This window comes from Pseudomonas sp. p21 (assembly GCF_001642705.1).
GTDB lineage: Bacteria > Pseudomonadota > Gammaproteobacteria > Pseudomonadales > Pseudomonadaceae > Aquipseudomonas.
Map to the genome: position 1 here is coordinate 24,203 of NZ_LWBV01000003.1, position 15,091 is coordinate 39,293.

General features: G+C 61.8%; 16 protein-coding genes and 2 tRNA genes. 7 read left to right on the forward strand and 11 right to left on the reverse strand.

Features of this window, described 5'->3' with window-relative positions; genetic code table 11:
• Nucleotides 1–217 precede the first annotated feature (217 nt).
• A complete protein-coding gene (locus A4C63_RS09370) occupies nt 218–1,681 on the reverse strand; it encodes an aspartate/glutamate racemase family protein (protein WP_063912431.1) in 1,464 nt (487 codons plus the stop codon).
• A gap of 11 nt (nt 1,682–1,692) precedes the next feature.
• The gene (locus A4C63_RS09375; RefSeq protein WP_063912432.1) at nt 1,693–2,979 is read right to left on the reverse strand and encodes a dicarboxylate/amino acid:cation symporter; all 1,287 of its coding nucleotides are present in this window, start codon (nt 2,977–2,979) and stop codon (nt 1,693–1,695) included.
• Between the two features lie 226 nt (nt 2,980–3,205).
• Here A4C63_RS09375 and A4C63_RS09380 point away from each other — a divergent pair, with 226 nt between their 5' ends.
• Together A4C63_RS09380 and A4C63_RS09385 are read left to right on the forward strand one after the other, a co-directional pair.
• Nucleotides 3,206–4,123, forward strand: coding sequence for a LysR substrate-binding domain-containing protein (locus A4C63_RS09380; protein WP_063912433.1), 918 nt, complete (start codon nt 3,206–3,208; stop codon nt 4,121–4,123).
• A gap of 83 nt (nt 4,124–4,206) precedes the next feature.
• Nucleotides 4,207–4,449, forward strand: coding sequence for a DUF1654 domain-containing protein (locus A4C63_RS09385; protein WP_003260955.1), 243 nt, complete (start codon nt 4,207–4,209; stop codon nt 4,447–4,449).
• A gap of 58 nt (nt 4,450–4,507) precedes the next feature.
• Here the strand turns inward: A4C63_RS09385 and A4C63_RS09390 are convergent, their stop codons facing one another.
• The 4 genes from A4C63_RS09390 to A4C63_RS09405 all read right to left on the reverse strand — a co-directional run bounded on the left by A4C63_RS09390 (nt 4,508) and on the right by A4C63_RS09405 (nt 6,073).
• The gene (locus A4C63_RS09390; RefSeq protein ID WP_063912434.1) at nt 4,508–4,933 is read right to left on the reverse strand and encodes a hypothetical protein; all 426 of its coding nucleotides are present in this window, start codon (nt 4,931–4,933) and stop codon (nt 4,508–4,510) included.
• Between the two features lie 117 nt (nt 4,934–5,050).
• Nucleotides 5,051–5,620: an SPOR domain-containing protein gene (locus A4C63_RS09395; RefSeq protein WP_025338525.1), complete on the reverse strand. Its 570-nt coding sequence runs from the start codon at nt 5,618–5,620 to the stop codon at nt 5,051–5,053.
• Nucleotides 5,621–5,751: 131 nt separating this feature from the next.
• Nucleotides 5,752–5,828 (reverse strand) — tRNA-Val (locus A4C63_RS09400).
• A gap of 168 nt (nt 5,829–5,996) precedes the next feature.
• A tRNA-Val gene (locus A4C63_RS09405) sits at nt 5,997–6,073 on the reverse strand.
• 203 nt (nt 6,074–6,276) lie between these two features.
• Between A4C63_RS09405 and A4C63_RS09410 the strand changes: the two genes are divergently transcribed.
• The gene (locus A4C63_RS09410; RefSeq protein WP_063912435.1) at nt 6,277–7,560 is read left to right on the forward strand and encodes an FAD-binding oxidoreductase; all 1,284 of its coding nucleotides are present in this window, start codon (nt 6,277–6,279) and stop codon (nt 7,558–7,560) included.
• A gap of 120 nt (nt 7,561–7,680) precedes the next feature.
• Here the strand turns inward: A4C63_RS09410 and A4C63_RS09415 are convergent, their stop codons facing one another.
• Nucleotides 7,681–8,358, reverse strand: coding sequence for a peptidase C39 family protein (locus tag A4C63_RS09415; protein ID WP_063912436.1), 678 nt, complete (start codon nt 8,356–8,358; stop codon nt 7,681–7,683).
• Nucleotides 8,359–8,580: 222 nt separating this feature from the next.
• Here A4C63_RS09415 and A4C63_RS26520 point away from each other — a divergent pair, with 222 nt between their 5' ends.
• On the forward strand, nt 8,581–8,757 hold the full coding sequence (locus A4C63_RS26520; RefSeq protein WP_167506588.1) for a hypothetical protein: 177 nt from the start codon (nt 8,581–8,583) through the stop codon (nt 8,755–8,757).
• Between the two features lie 131 nt (nt 8,758–8,888).
• Here A4C63_RS26520 and A4C63_RS09420 read toward each other — a convergent pair whose 3' ends face one another.
• On the reverse strand, nt 8,889–9,641 hold the full coding sequence (locus tag A4C63_RS09420; protein ID WP_063912437.1) for a TerC family protein: 753 nt from the start codon (nt 9,639–9,641) through the stop codon (nt 8,889–8,891).
• Nucleotides 9,642–9,669: 28 nt separating this feature from the next.
• On the reverse strand, nt 9,670–9,909 hold the full coding sequence (locus A4C63_RS09425) for a hypothetical protein (protein ID WP_063912438.1): 240 nt from the start codon (nt 9,907–9,909) through the stop codon (nt 9,670–9,672).
• Between the two features lie 135 nt (nt 9,910–10,044).
• On the opposite strand from A4C63_RS09425, the gene nhaR reads away from it, so the two are divergent.
• From nhaR to A4C63_RS09440, 3 genes are all read left to right on the forward strand, one after another.
• Nucleotides 10,045–10,938: a transcriptional activator NhaR gene (gene nhaR / locus A4C63_RS09430; RefSeq protein WP_063912439.1), complete on the forward strand. Its 894-nt coding sequence runs from the start codon at nt 10,045–10,047 to the stop codon at nt 10,936–10,938.
• A 168-nt stretch (nt 10,939–11,106) separates the two neighbouring features.
• Nucleotides 11,107–12,318, forward strand: a complete 1,212-nt coding sequence (sstT, locus tag A4C63_RS09435) for a serine/threonine transporter SstT (RefSeq protein ID WP_063912440.1) — start codon at nt 11,107–11,109, stop codon at nt 12,316–12,318.
• A gap of 110 nt (nt 12,319–12,428) precedes the next feature.
• Nucleotides 12,429–13,076 (forward strand): YceH family protein, encoded by a 648-nt coding sequence (locus tag A4C63_RS09440; protein WP_063912441.1) that lies wholly within the window; start codon nt 12,429–12,431, stop codon nt 13,074–13,076.
• 4 nt (nt 13,077–13,080) lie between these two features.
• On the opposite strand, the gene A4C63_RS09445 is transcribed toward A4C63_RS09440, so the two are convergent.
• Nucleotides 13,081–13,269 carry a hypothetical protein gene (locus tag A4C63_RS09445; RefSeq protein ID WP_013973178.1) on the reverse strand — a complete coding sequence of 63 codons (189 nt, stop codon included), beginning with the start codon at nt 13,267–13,269 and terminating at the stop codon, nt 13,081–13,083.
• A 169-nt stretch (nt 13,270–13,438) separates the two neighbouring features.
• Complete coding sequence (gene ahpF / locus A4C63_RS09450) at nt 13,439–15,001, reverse strand: alkyl hydroperoxide reductase subunit F (protein WP_063912442.1); 1,563 nt, start codon at nt 14,999–15,001, stop codon at nt 13,439–13,441.
• Nucleotides 15,002–15,091 lie beyond the last annotated feature (90 nt).

Sequence of the window (15,091 nt, forward strand, 5' to 3'; positions counted from 1 at the left end):
TTTATCCGGATTTTGTCCGAAAAGCCGAACGCCTTTTCCTGTTTTTGTTCGGAATTCCGAATGGAACGCCGCCTTACGTGGGAGCTGCGCGGCACCTGTGGGAGCGGGCATGCCCGCGAAGAATGCGACACGGTGTATGGCACCGGCTCTGCCGGTGTTCGCGGGCATGCCCGCTCCCACAGGGAAGGTGCAAAACATGAGAATGTGGTTTATTACCTCAATCGCCAGCCAGCGCGACACATCTGCGCGCCAAAATCAGCGTAGGGTCCACCAGAGCAACCGTCCTGCTGCCCAGCTCATAAGCATCACAGTGGCTGAGCACCAGCGGCAATTCCGTACAACCCAGAATCAGCACCGTCGCACCCACTTCCGAGAGATGCTCGGCAGCAATCAGCAGTTGGTCTCGACACAGTCCTTCAGTGAAGCCAGCCTTGATGCCCCGCTCACCGTAAATGGCCTCCATGACCAGCTTCTGGTAATCCGGCGCCGGGACGACAATCTCAAGCCCGGCACGGCTCGCAGCCTGGTGATAGACCTGGCTGGCGACGGTGCCTGACGTCGCCAGCAGGCCGATGGTCTTGTCACGGCCGTAGGCTTTCCTTATCCAGTCGATCGTCTCCGTGAGCATGTTGACGATAGGCACGCGCAGGTGCTCCTGGATGCGCTCAACGAACGCGTGAGCGGTATTGCACGGGATTGCAATTGCGTTGGCACCCGCGCTTTCCAGGCGCTTGCAGGTCGCATACATGGCCATCGTCGGGTCGGTTTCATCATTCAGCAGGCTGGCCGTGCGATCCGGAATTTGCGGGTTCTGCTCTACCACCATCTTGATGTGGTCCTGATCCCGGCCTGCAGGCGTACTGGCAACCACCTTGCCCATGAAATCCACCGTCGCTGCAGGGCCGACACCACCCACGATACCCAGCTTGAAAGGCAGTTCACGCGGCGCATTCGAGCCTTGGGTCGCAAACGTGGCGTAGAGTTCGTTGATATCCAGTGCGGCAATGCCACGGCGCTGCAGATCGGCGCACACCAGCGAAAGCTCGGTCATACCCGGCACGACAAGTGTGGCGCCCTGTGCCTGCACTGACAGGCAGGCCTGGTAGACGGACTCCAGAGGCAGGCCATCCAGGTGCCCATCCTTGATGCCGTTGGCACCATACATGGCCTCCATGAGCGCGACTTGCGCTTGCGCGTCGGGGTACACCACGTCGTATTGGCAGCCCAACGCTTGCTCGAAGAGCCCGGAATGACGCACATAATCCGAAGCAAGCACACCGAGTGTACTGCCCGGTTGGGCGACCTGACGGATGTGTCGTACCAAGGCTTCCATCATGTCCAGCACCGGAATCCCCAGCTCGTCCTGGATCTGCGCGCGGAACGTCTGGCTGGCAAAGCAAGGCAGCATGATTGCATCCACGCCGCTCGCTTCGAATGACCTGCACACCTCGAAAACGTAGAACTTCCGCGAGGTCATGCTCGCGCCTGCGTCCAAAGGCAGCAGGACATCCTTGAAGGGATGTTGCTCGAGCAGGAAATGAAAACGCCCCTGGTCCTCCAGCACCGCCCGCGACTTCACCAGCTTGTAGAAAAGATCGCCACCTGCGAGCGATCCAAGCCCGCCGACAATCCCGATCGTGTGAGAACGGGCTTGCAGACCTGCCGCCTTCTTCGACTTCATGAGCGAACTCCTCAGGCGACCGATACCGGGCGGTCGAGGGTGGGCGCCTCGCTTGCCGCTTGCGGCTCGGACTGCGGCTCTGATTTGGCGATCACCGCCGTGGCAATGCTGTTGCCCACCACATTGGTAGCGGTACGCGCCATGTCGAGGAACTGATCGATGCCGATGATCAACAACAGGCCAGCCTCTGGCAGGTTGAACATGGGCAAGGTCGCAGCGACCACCACCACCGAGGCACGCGCCACACCCGCCATACCCTTGCTGGTAATCATCAGCGTCAAAAGGATCAACACCTGCTGGGTGAAGCTGAGGTCGATGTTGTATGCCTGGGCGATGAACATGATGGCGAACGCCTGGTACATCATCGAACCATCGAGGTTGAACGAGTAGCCCAACGGCAGGACGAAGCTGGACACCCGTTTCGGCGCACCGAACTTCTCGAGCGCTTCCATCGTTTTCGGATAGGCCGCCTCGCTACTGGCAGTGGAGAACGCCAGCAGCACAGGCTCGCGAATCAGTTTGCCGAGCGTGAAAACAGACTTGCCCAGGCACACATAACCCGCACCGAACAACACTGCCCACAGCAGCAGGATGCCCAGGTAGAACTCGACAATGAGCTTGCCATAGTCGACCAGCAGCCCGAGGCCTTGAGTAGTGATTGCCGAAGCGATCGCTGCAAAAACCCCGATCGGTGCAAACGCCATGACAAAGTCAGTGATGCGGAACATCACTTTCGCAAGTTCATCGATGCAGTCCACAATCTTTGTATGGCCGGCACCGTTGACGCCAGCCAATGCAAAGCCGAAAAACAAAGAGAAGACCACAATTTGAAGTATTTCATTATTGGCCATGGCCTCGGCAATACTGCGAGGGAACACATGACTGATAAATACCTTGAGGCTGAAGTCACCTGTATTCACCGGCACTGTAACGGCATCAGCGTGCTGGGCGACCTGCAAGTTGATGCCGGCACCCGGTTCGAACAGGTTGACCAGCGCCATGCCGATCGCCAGTGAAATGGCCGAAGCGCAGACGAACCAGGCCATGGCACGAAAGCCGATGCGGCCGACCGAGCGCGAATTGCCCATGCTTGCGATCCCGCCGACAAGCGTGGCGAACACCAACGGCGCAATGATCATTTTGATCAGACGCAGAAAGATGTCCGTCACCATCGAGAAGTAGGCAGCTATCTGCCTGGCGTCCTGTTCGCTGCCTGCGAAATGATGACATGCCCAGCCGACGACTACGCCCAAAGCGATACCCATCGCAATTCGGCGCGGAAGCTTATTATTTTTCACGACGTTTTCCTCAAGTTATTTTCTATTTCTTCTACTTGGCAGGATTGGAATAAAGACAGGAACAGCAACTCGCGGAGTGAGTGCTGGGGACAAGTTTATCGCCGTGAAAAAACAAGTTGATGAGTAATAGGGCTGACCCTATGCGTTTTCGGAATAGTTTATAAACGTCGCTGTCGAGGCTTGTGCGAACACGCTTACACTGAGCGCCTGGCGAAGGAGATCAGCGATGCAAATCAAGTGGCTGGACGACCTCATGGCGATCGCCGAGTGGAAGAATTTCTCTCGCGCCGCCGAAGTGCGATGCGTTACACAGTCCGCGCTCTCCAGGAGAATCCGCTCGCTCGAAGAGTGGGTGGGCGTCGAGCTGGTTGATCGTGCCACCTACCCGGTACAGCTCACGCCCGCCGGCCAGAGCTTCTGCGCTGAAGCTCGCCAGGCCCTCGCCGCCTTGATGGCGCTGCGCGCCGACCTGAGGGACGTGAAACGCATGCCAGGGCGCTCGATCCAGATCACGGCGGCCCACAGCCTGTCCATGACGTTCCTGCCAAAATGGCTCAGCCAGTTCCAGCAGCAAAACGAGCGCTTCAATGCCCGGGTAGTGGCAGCCAACATCAATGACGCCGTCATCGCCCTCGAAGAAGGCAGCTGTGACCTGATGATTGTCTACCATCATCCGCTCACCCCCATCTCCCTTGACCCTGAGCGCTTCGGCAGCCTGGCGCTCGGCCATGATGCGTTCATCCCTGTATGTGCGCCCGACACGCAAGGCAAGCCGATGTTCCAGCTTTCCGGAAGTAAAAAGCCCATTCCACACCTGGCGTACACGGCCACGACGTTCCTGGGGAAAGTGGCAGACGTCGTCATTCGCAACGCGCCTGAAGTCGCCCCTCTGGAAAGGTGCTATGAAGCCGATATGGCAATGCTGCTGGTTCGCATGGCTGTCGAGGGCTATGGGGTAGCCTGGCTGCCCCACAGTGCAGTGAATGATGAGCTGGAAAGAGGGTTGCTCGTGCAGGCTGGAGGCGCCGAATGGAGCACTCGCCTGGAGATCCGCTCGTACTGCTCGCTGTTGAATCAGAACCCTACGATGAGAAGCCTGTGGAATACCCTGGATAAAGCTGCGCACGGATCGGCTCAGGCTTGAGCACAGTTTTCGCCTGACAGGCTGTTGCGAATTTACTTACAGTGAAATACTGTATGTGCATACAGCAAAACAAGGAACTTCCCGTGTCCAGCACCGCCTCTGCCACCCCGAGCAGCTATGAACAACTGGGTATGCGCATCCAGAAGATCATCAACAGCCCCACCGCCCAGCGCAGCCGCGCGGCGCTGATCTTCCGCCTGGAACAGGAAACCCCGGAAGACTGGGAAACCCTGCTCGAGGAAATCGCCGAAAACGACAACGTCACCCTCGCCCACCGCGACGATGGCGGCGTGCAGATTTTCTGGACCGTACCGAAGGAAGACTGACCGCGGCCAGCATGGCAGTTGCCGGACCCGGATCGACTTCAAGGCCTGCGGCTGAACCTCAGGCCAAGGCTTGCAGGTAGGCGCTGGCTTCGCGATAACGCGCCAGCCGCGCCAAGTCGGTGGGGCCTGGGCACGGGATACGCGAAAGGTCGCTGTTGTCGGCCAGGTCGGCCAGTTTGACGGTGCGCGCCAGCGGGTCACCGCCCAGGCGCACCACGAAGTCCTGGTAGGCCTCGCCCTCACGGCGGCTGAGCGCTAGCAAGGCGGCAAGGATTTTCAGTGCGAAGCCCTCGCGTGCCAGGTCGGACAGGGTCAGCGGGGTGTCTTCGATCACATCATGAAGCACTGCGACAATCCGTTGTTCAGGTGTGGAAACCCGCATCATCACGCGTAACGGGTGGAGGATATAAGCAGCCCCACCCTTGTCGTACTGCCCTTCATGCGCCCTGGCGGCCACGGCAATGGCCCGCTCCAGTGTAGACATGAGGCCCTCCCTGTTCGGCTTCTTCCTGCCAAGCATAGCCAAAACTGTGCGGACAATGTCCAGCACAAGTTTGACTGTTGCCGCTCCCACAAAAGGCCGCGCCTGCAGAAACCGGGTTTAGCGTGCTGCGCCGTGCTGGATGACCACTGAATCGGTACCCAGTTTGGCCATCACCTCGGCCTTGCGTGCTTCGGCTTCCTCACGGCTGGGGAACGGCCCCATCAGCACCACCGGCTTGCCGTCGCGGTACTCCACCGAGGAGGGAATGCCCTTTTCGATCAGGCGTGCGGTCATGTCGCTGAGCGCCCCCATGTTGGCGCCCTGGATCACTTCCACATCCCAGCCTTGCGGGGCCGGCTGGCCAGCCAGGGCTTCGGCGCGGCGCTGCAGCTCGGCGCCGCCGCACATCTCGCGGATGCGCAGGTTGTTGCCACTGTCGTCAACGATGATTTCGTACTGGCCATCGCGCTTGATCGCCACGTAGCTGCGATAGGCTTCGTACTGCCCGGCATCATCCTTGCCGCGGACCTGGCCGCAGATGGTGCCCTGGGTGTCGATCCGCACGTTGCCGAACTTGGCGGTCTTGGGGTTGTGCAGGTGCTCGGCCACCTGCTTGTGCACGCCTTCGACCTCGTTCTCACAGCCCGCCAGGGCGAGCACTGCCATTACCACAGCCAGTTTGCGCACGCGTGTACCTCCAGATTCGAAGGGGCGGATTCTAGCACGCCGGGCAATGCCCCGGACCGCGACCAAACGTTACACGCCGCTTCGTGCGCACAGCAAAAAGGGCGATCATTGCTGATCGCCCTTTTTCGATTTGGTAGGCACAATTGGACTCGAACCAACGACCCCCACCATGTCAAGGTGGTGCTCTAACCAACTGAGCTATGTGCCTGTCGTGTGGTGCGCATATTAGTGATCGAATGCGTACCTGTAAAGCGTTTTTTTGAGAAAAATCAAAAACTTTCGAGATTCATGCACAGGGAGGGCGCTTGGCGCATCAGGCCGCATGAAACCCCAATGAAAAAAGGGGTGACCCTTGCGGATCACCCCTTTTTCGATTTGGTAGGCACAATTGGACTCGAACCAACGACCCCCACCATGTCAAGGTGGTGCTCTAACCAACTGAGCTATGTGCCTGTCGTGTGGTGCGCATTCTACTCATTCCAAAAACCCTGTCAACACTTTTTTTCGCGCTAACCTACTGAATCTTAAACTCTTTATAGAAAGGCGCGCTGGCAGGGAGCGAGTAAAGGATTTTCAACGGACGACTAGCGGGTGTTTATTATTATTGATAGCATCGGTACATTCGTTAAAAATATAAAACACGAGGTTCCTGCAGCATGGCTAACACCCCCTACCCCCAGTCCTACTACGCCGCCTCGGCCAACCCGGTGCCGCCACGTCCGGCGCTGCAGGGTGAGGTGGAAACCGATGTGTGCATCATCGGTGCCGGCTACACCGGCCTGTCCAGCGCCCTGTTCCTGCTGGAGAACGGCTTCAAGGTGAGCATCGTCGAAGCAGCCAAGGTCGGCTTCGGCGCGTCGGGCCGCAACGGCGGCCAGATCGTCAACAGCTACAGCCGCGACATCGACGTCATCGAACGCACCGTCGGCCCCAGGGAGGCCCAACTGCTGGGCCAGATGGCCTTTGAAGGCGGGCGCATCATTCGTGAGCGCGTGGCCAAGTACAACATCCAGTGCGACCTGAAGGACGGTGGCGTGTTCGCTGCCCTCACCAGCAAGCAGATGGGCCACCTGGAGTCGCAAAAGCGCCTGTGGGAACGTTTCGGTCACAACCAGCTGGAGCTGATGGACCAGAAGCGCATCCGCGAAGTGGTCGCCTGCGACAACTATGTGGGCGGCATGCTGGACATGAGCGGCGGCCACATCCACCCGCTGAACCTGGCCCTGGGCGAAGCCGCCGCGGTCGAGTCGCTGGGCGGCATCATCTATGAGCAAACCCCGGCCGTACGCATCGAGCGTGGCGCCAACCCGGTAGTACACACCCCGCAGGGCAAGGTCCGCGCCAAGTTCATCATCGTCGCCGGCAACGCCTACCTGGGCAACCTGGTGCCAGAGCTGGCCAGCAAGTCCATGCCATGCGGCACCCAGGTGATCACCACCGAGCCACTGGGCGACGAACTGGCGCGCACCCTGCTGCCGCAGGACTACTGCGTAGAGGACTGCAACTACCTGCTCGACTACTACCGCCTGACCAGCGACAAGCGCCTGATCTTCGGTGGTGGCGTGGTGTACGGCGCGCGTGACCCGGCCAACATCGAGGCGATCATTCGTCCGAAGATGCTCAAGGCCTTCCCGCAGCTGAAGAACGTGAAGATCGACTACGCCTGGACCGGCAACTTCCTGCTGACCCTGTCGCGCCTGCCACAGGTTGGCCGTATCGGTGACAACATCTACTACTCCCAGGGCTGCTCGGGTCACGGCGTGACCTACACCCACCTGGCGGGCAAGGTGCTGGCCGAGGCCATGCGTGGCCAGGCCGAGCGTTTCGACGCCTTCGCCGGCCTGCCGCACTACCCGTTCCCGGGAGGCCAGATGCTGCGCGTGCCGTTCAGCGCCATTGGTGCCTGGTACTACAGCCTGCGCGATCGCCTGGGCTTCTGATGTAGGCAGGCCTAGCCTCTTCGCGGGTAAACCCGCTCCCACAGGGATATCACTGCACCTGAGGGCAGCGGGTTTCCTGTGGGAGCGGGTTCACCCGCGAAAGGGCCGGCAGAGATAAAGCTATTTGTTCAGGCTACTCACAGCCTGCTTCGCCGCAATCTCCTGCCCTGCCCGGGCCAGTTCATCCGCAGCCTGCAGCCAGCGCTGGCGGTCCACCTGGGCCGGCAGTTGCCGTGGTGGCTGCACCAGCACCGCCCAACTCCCCAGCTTCGCCCATGCCGATGCAAAGGCATCGAATCCCATCACCTGCCGCCGATGCATGCCCGAGCGCAACAGCACCCGCTGCTTGTAACGGTCGTAGCCGATCAACACGGCGTAGCGTGGCTCGCTCCACCAGGCCGAACCGTCCTCGTAACGCAGCAGCACCGGGTTGCCCGCCGCAACCTGGGTCAACAGCGCGTCCAGCTGCTTGTCCAGCGGATACACCACCATGCCGTAGTCGCGCGCCACGCGAGGGATACCGGTGTCCAGCGCCTCGGCGCCCTGAGGCAGGTTCAGCGGTTTGTCCAGCAGCCCCGGCGTGATCGGAGCCCCCTGTTGCGACAGCACCGCCGCCAAAGCCATGGCCCCGCTGTGGTTGGCGTTGCCACGGTAGAACGGCACGCTGCTGATCTCGACCCGCTGCGGCAGGCCCTTGAGGTTGGCGGAGGGTGCGCTGGCACAGCCGGCCAGGCTGGCCGCTACCAGGTAGGCAGCCAGCAGCCGACGGGGGGTGCTTTTGAAGGAATGTTGCTGCATGGACACTCGCTTGCTCCAACGCCAGGCAGGCAGCGCCCGGCTCTGCCACCGATCATAGGTCGGACAGCGGCGCGGGTATAGTCCGACACCGGTTAGGAGCGAATCGGACCAAGCAATAGACCTTTGGTCAATGGAACGTCACAGGCGAAGGGCTAGACTAAAGCAGTGTCTGGACGGCCAGCGCCGGTTGACCGAGCGCGGCCTGTAGAGATGGAGGCACAGATGAGCCTGACCATGGCAATCCTCATGCTGGTGGGCATGTGGCTGAGCGTCGCAGCCGCCATGCTGTGGGGGGTACTGCGTATCGTGCGGCGTCACTCCCACCACCACCTGCCACCGCAGGCACCCGCCAAGCCACAGCCTGTGCGCCGGGCACGGCGGCATGCCGGGGTGCACTGATTTCAGAATTTCCTGAGGCCCATTCGCGGGCTTGCCCGCTCCCACAGGGACCGCGTAGCTATCTGGCTGACGCGGTCCCTGTGGGAGCGGGCAAGCCCGTGAACGGGGCGCAAAGCGCCCCGCTGTTTCGATCAACCTTCAGCCGCCTCACGCTTCAACCGCGCCCGACGGGCCAGGATGTTGAGGACCTCAATCGCCGTCGAGAAGGCCATGGCAGCGTACACATACCCCTTCGGTACATGGGCGCCAAAACCTTCGGCGATCAGCGTCATGCCGATCATGATCAGGAAGCCCAGGGCCAGCATTACCACGGTCGGGTTGTCGTTGATGAAGTTGGCCAACGGGTCGGCGGCCACCATCATGACGATCACGGCAGTGATAACGGCAATGATCATGATCGGCAGGTGCTCGGTCATGCCCACGGCGGTGATGATGCTGTCGACCGAGAAGACGATGTCCAGCAACAGGATCTGGAAGATCGCCGCGGCAAAGCCCAGGGTAACCGTCGACGACACCTTGGCTTCTTCCTTGGCACCGTGCGGGTCGACGTTCTCGTGGATCTCCTTGGTCGCCTTCCACAGCAGGAACAGGCCACCGGCAATCAGGATCACGTCCTTCCAGGAGAAGGCATTACCGAACACTTCGAACACCGGGTCGGTCAACTGGACGATCCAGGCCACCGTGCTGAGCAAGGCCAGGCGCATGACCAGGGCCATGCTGATACCGATACGGCGCGCCTTGGAGCGGTACTCCACCGGCAGTTTGTTGGTCAGGATGGAGATGAAGATCAGGTTGTCGATACCCAGTACAACTTCCATTGCCACCAGCGTAGCCAGGGCAACCCAGGCGGTAGGGCTAGCGACGAGTTCCAGCAAGTATTCCATTGTTCAAATCCTGCAGCAGCGGTTGGGGTCAGATTTCCTGGGTGTCTTCTTTCTTTTCGGCATCCTTGGGCTTGTGCCCTTCGCTGCCGATAGCCTCGCTCAACGCCTGCTGCGCGGCCTTGTTGGTGTCGTCGATGGCCTGCTTGGCCGACTGCGCGGCCTGGTCGAGCATCTGTTGGGCGGATTTCTCGGCCTGCTCGCAACCGGCCAGGGTGAACAGGGCCAAGGCCAGCACCAGCGGCGTGCCGATGGATTTGAGTTGCAGCATGGGTTCCTCGCTTGTCGATATTGCGGCGGCGCACAGGGCGCCTGATGGAGTCGCATTCTAAAGAGCGCAATACATCAGGAAAATTCGTATTTTCAGCGGTTATACTTCGGTTTTTACGAATCCGGAAAAGCACCGATGCTCAACTATCGGCAGTTGCACTACTTCTGGGCCGTGGCCAAGACCGGCAGCATCGCCCGCGCCAGCGAACAGTTGAACCTGACCCCGCAAACCATCAGCGGACAGATCAGCCTGTTCGAACAGACCTACGGCCTGGAGTTGTTCCAGCGCGTGGGGCGGCAGCTGGAGCTGACCGAAACAGGGCGCCAGACGCTGATCTATGCCGAGCAGATGTTCCAGCTGGGCGGCGAACTGGAAGCCATGCTGCGGGCCGGCCCGCAGGAGCAGATCCTGTTCCGCGTGGGCGTGGCGGACGTGGTGCCCAAGTCCATCGTCTACCGCCTGCTGGCGCCGACCATGGAGCTGGACGACGTGCTGCGCATCAACTGCCGTGAAGACAAGCTCGAACGGCTGCTGGCCGACCTGGCGATCCAGCGCCTGGACCTGGTGATTTCCGACAGCCCCATGCCCAGCCACCTGGACATCAAGGGCTATAGCCAGAAGCTGGGCGAATGCGGGTTGAGCTTCTTCGCCACCCCGGCGCTGGCACAACGCCTTGAAGGCCCCTTCCCCGCCTGCCTGCAGGATGCGCCATTGCTTATTCCCGGGCAGGAAACCGTGGTCCGCAGCCGCCTGCTGCGCTGGCTGGCTGAGCAGCAGGTGCAGCCGCGGATCGTGGGTGAGTTCGATGACAGTGCCTTGATGCAGGCATTCGGGCAGTCGGGCAGCGGCATCTTCGTCGCGCCCAGCGTGATCGCCGAGGAAGTGTGCCGCCAGTATGGCGTGGAGCTGATCGGGCAGACCGAGGCCGTGCACGAGTCGTTCTATGCCATTTCGGTGGAGCGCAAGGTCAAGCACCCGGGGATCGTGGCGATTACCGAGGGGGCGCGGCGGGAGTTGTTTCACTGGTGACCGTGGTGGCTTCTTCGCGGGCACGCCCGCTCCCACAGGGACCGCACAGCATTTGAGGCCGGTGCAGTACCTGTGGGAGCGGGCATGCCCGCGAAGAGGCCGCCCCTGCTAGACAAAGGTCTATGGTAAAGTCGCGCCCTTTTTGAACATGCTGGGATATCGCTGCACATGACCCCTGTCCTCCGCTTCCTCAACCGCACCAGTCTGGTGACGCAGATCGTCATCGGCCTGATCGCCGGCATCGCCCTGGCCCTGCTTGCGCCCGCCATCGCCCGCGACATGGCCTTCCTCGGGAAAGTGTTCGTCAGCGCCCTCAAGGCGGTGGCACCCGTGCTGGTGTTCATCCTGGTGATGGCCTCGATCGCCAACCACCGCCACGGCCAGGAAACCCATATTCGCCCGATCCTCTGGCTGTACCTGCTGGGCACCTTCGGCGCCGCAGTAGTCGCGGTGGTCGCCAGCATGCTGTTCCCGTCCAACCTGGTGCTGAGCACCGGCGAGGCTACGCTGAGCGCGCCGGGCGGTATCACCGAGGTGCTGCAGAACCTGCTGCTGAGTGCGGTCGACAACCCGATCAACGCCCTGCTCAACGCCAACTTCATAGGCGTACTGACCTGGGCCATCGGCCTGGGCGTGGCCCTGCGCCATGCCGGCGAAACCACCCGCACCGTGGTCGAGGACCTGTCCAATGGCGTGACCCTGATCGTGCGCGTGGTCATCCGCTTCGCCCCGCTGGGCATCTTTGGCCTGGTCAGCGCCACCCTGGCCCAGTCGGGCCTGGACGCCCTGCTCGGCTACCTGCACCTGCTGGCGGTGCTGATCGGCTGCATGCTGTTCGTGGCGCTGGTGATGAACCCGCTGATCGTGTATTGGAAAATCCGCCGCAACCCCTACCCGCTGACCCTGCTGTGCCTGCGCGAAAGCGGTATCACTGCGTTCTTCACCCGCAGCTCGGCGGCCAACATTCCGGTCAACCTGGCCCTGTCGGAGCGCCTTGGTCTGCATGAGGACACCTACTCGGTGTCGATCCCGCTGGGTGCGACCATCAACATGGCCGGTGCCGCCATTACCATTACTGTGCTGACCCTGGCGGCGGTGCATACCCTGGGTATTCCAGTGGACCTGCCGACTGCTGTGCTGCTCAGCGTGGTGGCCGCGGTGTGTGCCTGCGGTGCCTCGGGTGTGGCTGGCGGCTCGCTGCTGCTGATTCCGCTGGCATGCAGCCTGTTTGGCATCCCTAGCGAAATTGCCATGCAGGTGGTGGCAGTGGGCTTCATCATCGGCGTGCTGCAGGACTCGGCCGAGACGGCGCTGAATTCGTCGACCGATGTGCTGTTTACCGCGGCGGCGTGCCAGGCCGAAGAGCAGCGCACCGCTTGAGATTGCCGGGCACCTGTGGGAGCGGGTTCACCCGCTCCCACAGGTGCCAATTGCCTAACACGATGGCATTACCTACCCTAGTGGCCTTTCCCCAGCAATGAGACAGGGCCATGTCAGAACACGAAACCGCCGGCGAAGGCCGCTTCAACAGCATCGAGATCCGTATTCTCGGCTCGCTGATCGAGAAGCAGGCCACTAGCCCGGAAAGCTACCCGCTGACCCTCAATGCCCTGGTCCTGGCCTGCAACCAGAAGACCAGCCGCGAGCCGGTGATGAACCTCACCCAAGGCCAGGTCGGCCAGGCCCTGCGCGCCCTCGAAGGGCAAGGCATGACCCGCCTGCAGATGGGCAGCCGCGCCGACCGCTGGGAACACCGGGTGGACAAGGCGCTGGAGCTGGTGCCGGCGCAACTGGTACTGATGGGCCTGATGTTCCTGCGCGGCCCGCAAACCCTCAACGAACTGCTGACCCGCAGCAACCGCCTGCACGACTTCGACGACACCGAGCAGATCCAGCACCAGCTGGAGCGCCTGATCTCGCGCGGCCTGGCCTTGCACCTGCCACGCCAGGCCGGCCAGCGGGAAGACCGTTACACCCATGCCTTGGGCGACCCGGCGGAAATCGAGGCGATCCTGGCTGCACGGCAGCAGGAAGGTGGCGCACGCAGCAGCGGCGGCAATGTGTCGGAAGACCGTATCGAAGCCCTGGAAGCCCGCATCGCGGCGCTGGAGGCACGCCTGGCCGAGCTGGAAGGCTGAGCCTTCACGGCTCGGGGTCGGGGAAGTTGCGGCAGCTCTTGCGCTCGGCCAACTCCCGGTCACTGGGGCGCTGGTCGACGAACACGGTGCGGCCGTCGGCGTAGATTTCCAGGTAGCCCCAGTGCAGGTCCTGCTCCTGCTGCCCGGGCTTTGGCGGGACTAGCCACCAGGGTTCGCGGCTGATCAGGGTCATGGGTGTGATTCCTGAAGGGTCTGCAGTAATCATAGACACCTTCAGGTTCCTGCTTTGCCTGCACCGGCCCTTTCGCGGCTAAAGCCGCTCCCACAGGGACCTCCACAGCTTTCAAAAGCTGCGCAGTACCTGTGGGAGCGGCTTTAGCCGCGAAGAGGCCGGTACAGGCTCATGCCGGTGCCGACGTGCGAATCAGGTGGTCAAAGGCCGCCAGCGATGCCTTGGCCCCCTCACCCACCGCAATCACGATCTGCTTGTATGGCACGGTCGTCACGTCACCCGCCGCAAACACACCCGGGATGCTGGTCTGGCCCTTGGCGTCGACGATGATCTCGCCACGCGGCGACAGCTCGACGGTACCTTTCAGCCAGTCGGTGTTCGGCAGCAGGCCGATCTGCACGAAGATGCCTTCCAACGCCACTTCATGCTGCTGGTCGGTGGTGCGGTCCTTGTAACGCAGGCCGGTCACTTTTTCGCCATTGCCCAGCACTTCGGTGGTCAGCGCACTGGTGATCACCTTCACGTTCGGCAAGCTGTGCAACTTGCGCTGCAGCACCGCATCGGCACGCAGCTGGCTGTCGAACTCGATCAGCGTCACCTGGGCGACGATACCGGCCAGGTCGATGGCCGCCTCCACACCCGAGTTGCCACCACCGATCACCGCCACGCGCTTGCCCTTGAACAGCGGGCCGTCACAGTGCGGGCAGTAGGCCACGCCACGGGCGCGGTATTCCTGCTCGCCCGGCACGTTCATTTCGCGCCAGCGGGCACCGGTGGCCAGGATCACGGTCTTGGCCTTGAGCGAGGCGCCGCCGGCCAGGCGTACTTCGTGCAGGCCGCCAGCGGTAGCCGGGATCAGCGCTTCGCCACGCTGCAGGTTCATGATGTCCACGTCGTACTGCTTGACGTGTTCTTCCAGCGCCGTGGCCAGCTTCGGCCCTTCGGTCTCCTGTACCGAGATGAAGTTCTCGATGGCCAGGGTATCGAGCACCTGGCCGCCGAAACGCTCGGCCGCAATACCGGTGCGGATGCCTTTACGCGCGGCATAGATGGCTGCCGAGGCGCCGGCTGGGCCACCACCGACCACCAGCACATCGAAGGCGTCCTTGGCGTTGATCTTCTCGGCCTGGCGGCTGCCTGCGTTGGTGTCGATCTTGCCGAGGATTTCTTCCAGGCCCATGCGGCCCTGGCCGAACACTTCGCCGTTCAGGTAGATGCTCGGCACCGCCATGATCTTGCGCGATTCCACTTCTGCCTGGAACAGCGCGCCGTCGATGGCCACGTGGCGCACGTTGGGGTTGAGCACCGCCATCAGGTTCAGCGCCTGGACCACGTCCGGGCAGTTCTGGCACGACAGCGAGAAATAGGTTTCGAAGGTGAACTCGCCTTCCAGCGCCTGGATCTGCTCGATCACTTCGGCACTGGCCTTGGACGGGTGGCCGCCGACTTGCAGCAGTGCCAGCACCAGCGAGGTGAATTCGTGGCCCATGGGGATGCCGGCGAAGCGCAGGTTTATGTCGGCTCCCGGGCGATTCAGCGAGAACGAAGGACGACGGGCGTCGATACCGTCAGCGCTAAAGGTAATGAGGTTCGACAGGCTGGCAATTTCCACCAGCAGGTCGTGCAATTCGCGGGACTTCGCGCCGTCGTCGAGGGAAGCAACGATCTCGATCGGCTGGGTGACCCGCTCCAGGTAGGTTTTCAGTTGCGATTTAAGCGTGGCGTCCAACATACGGGCGATTCCTTTTTCAAAACTCGGATACAAAAACGCCCAGGCGAGGTCGCCCGGGCGTTTGACGGGGCGGTAAGTACTTCAGCTTTG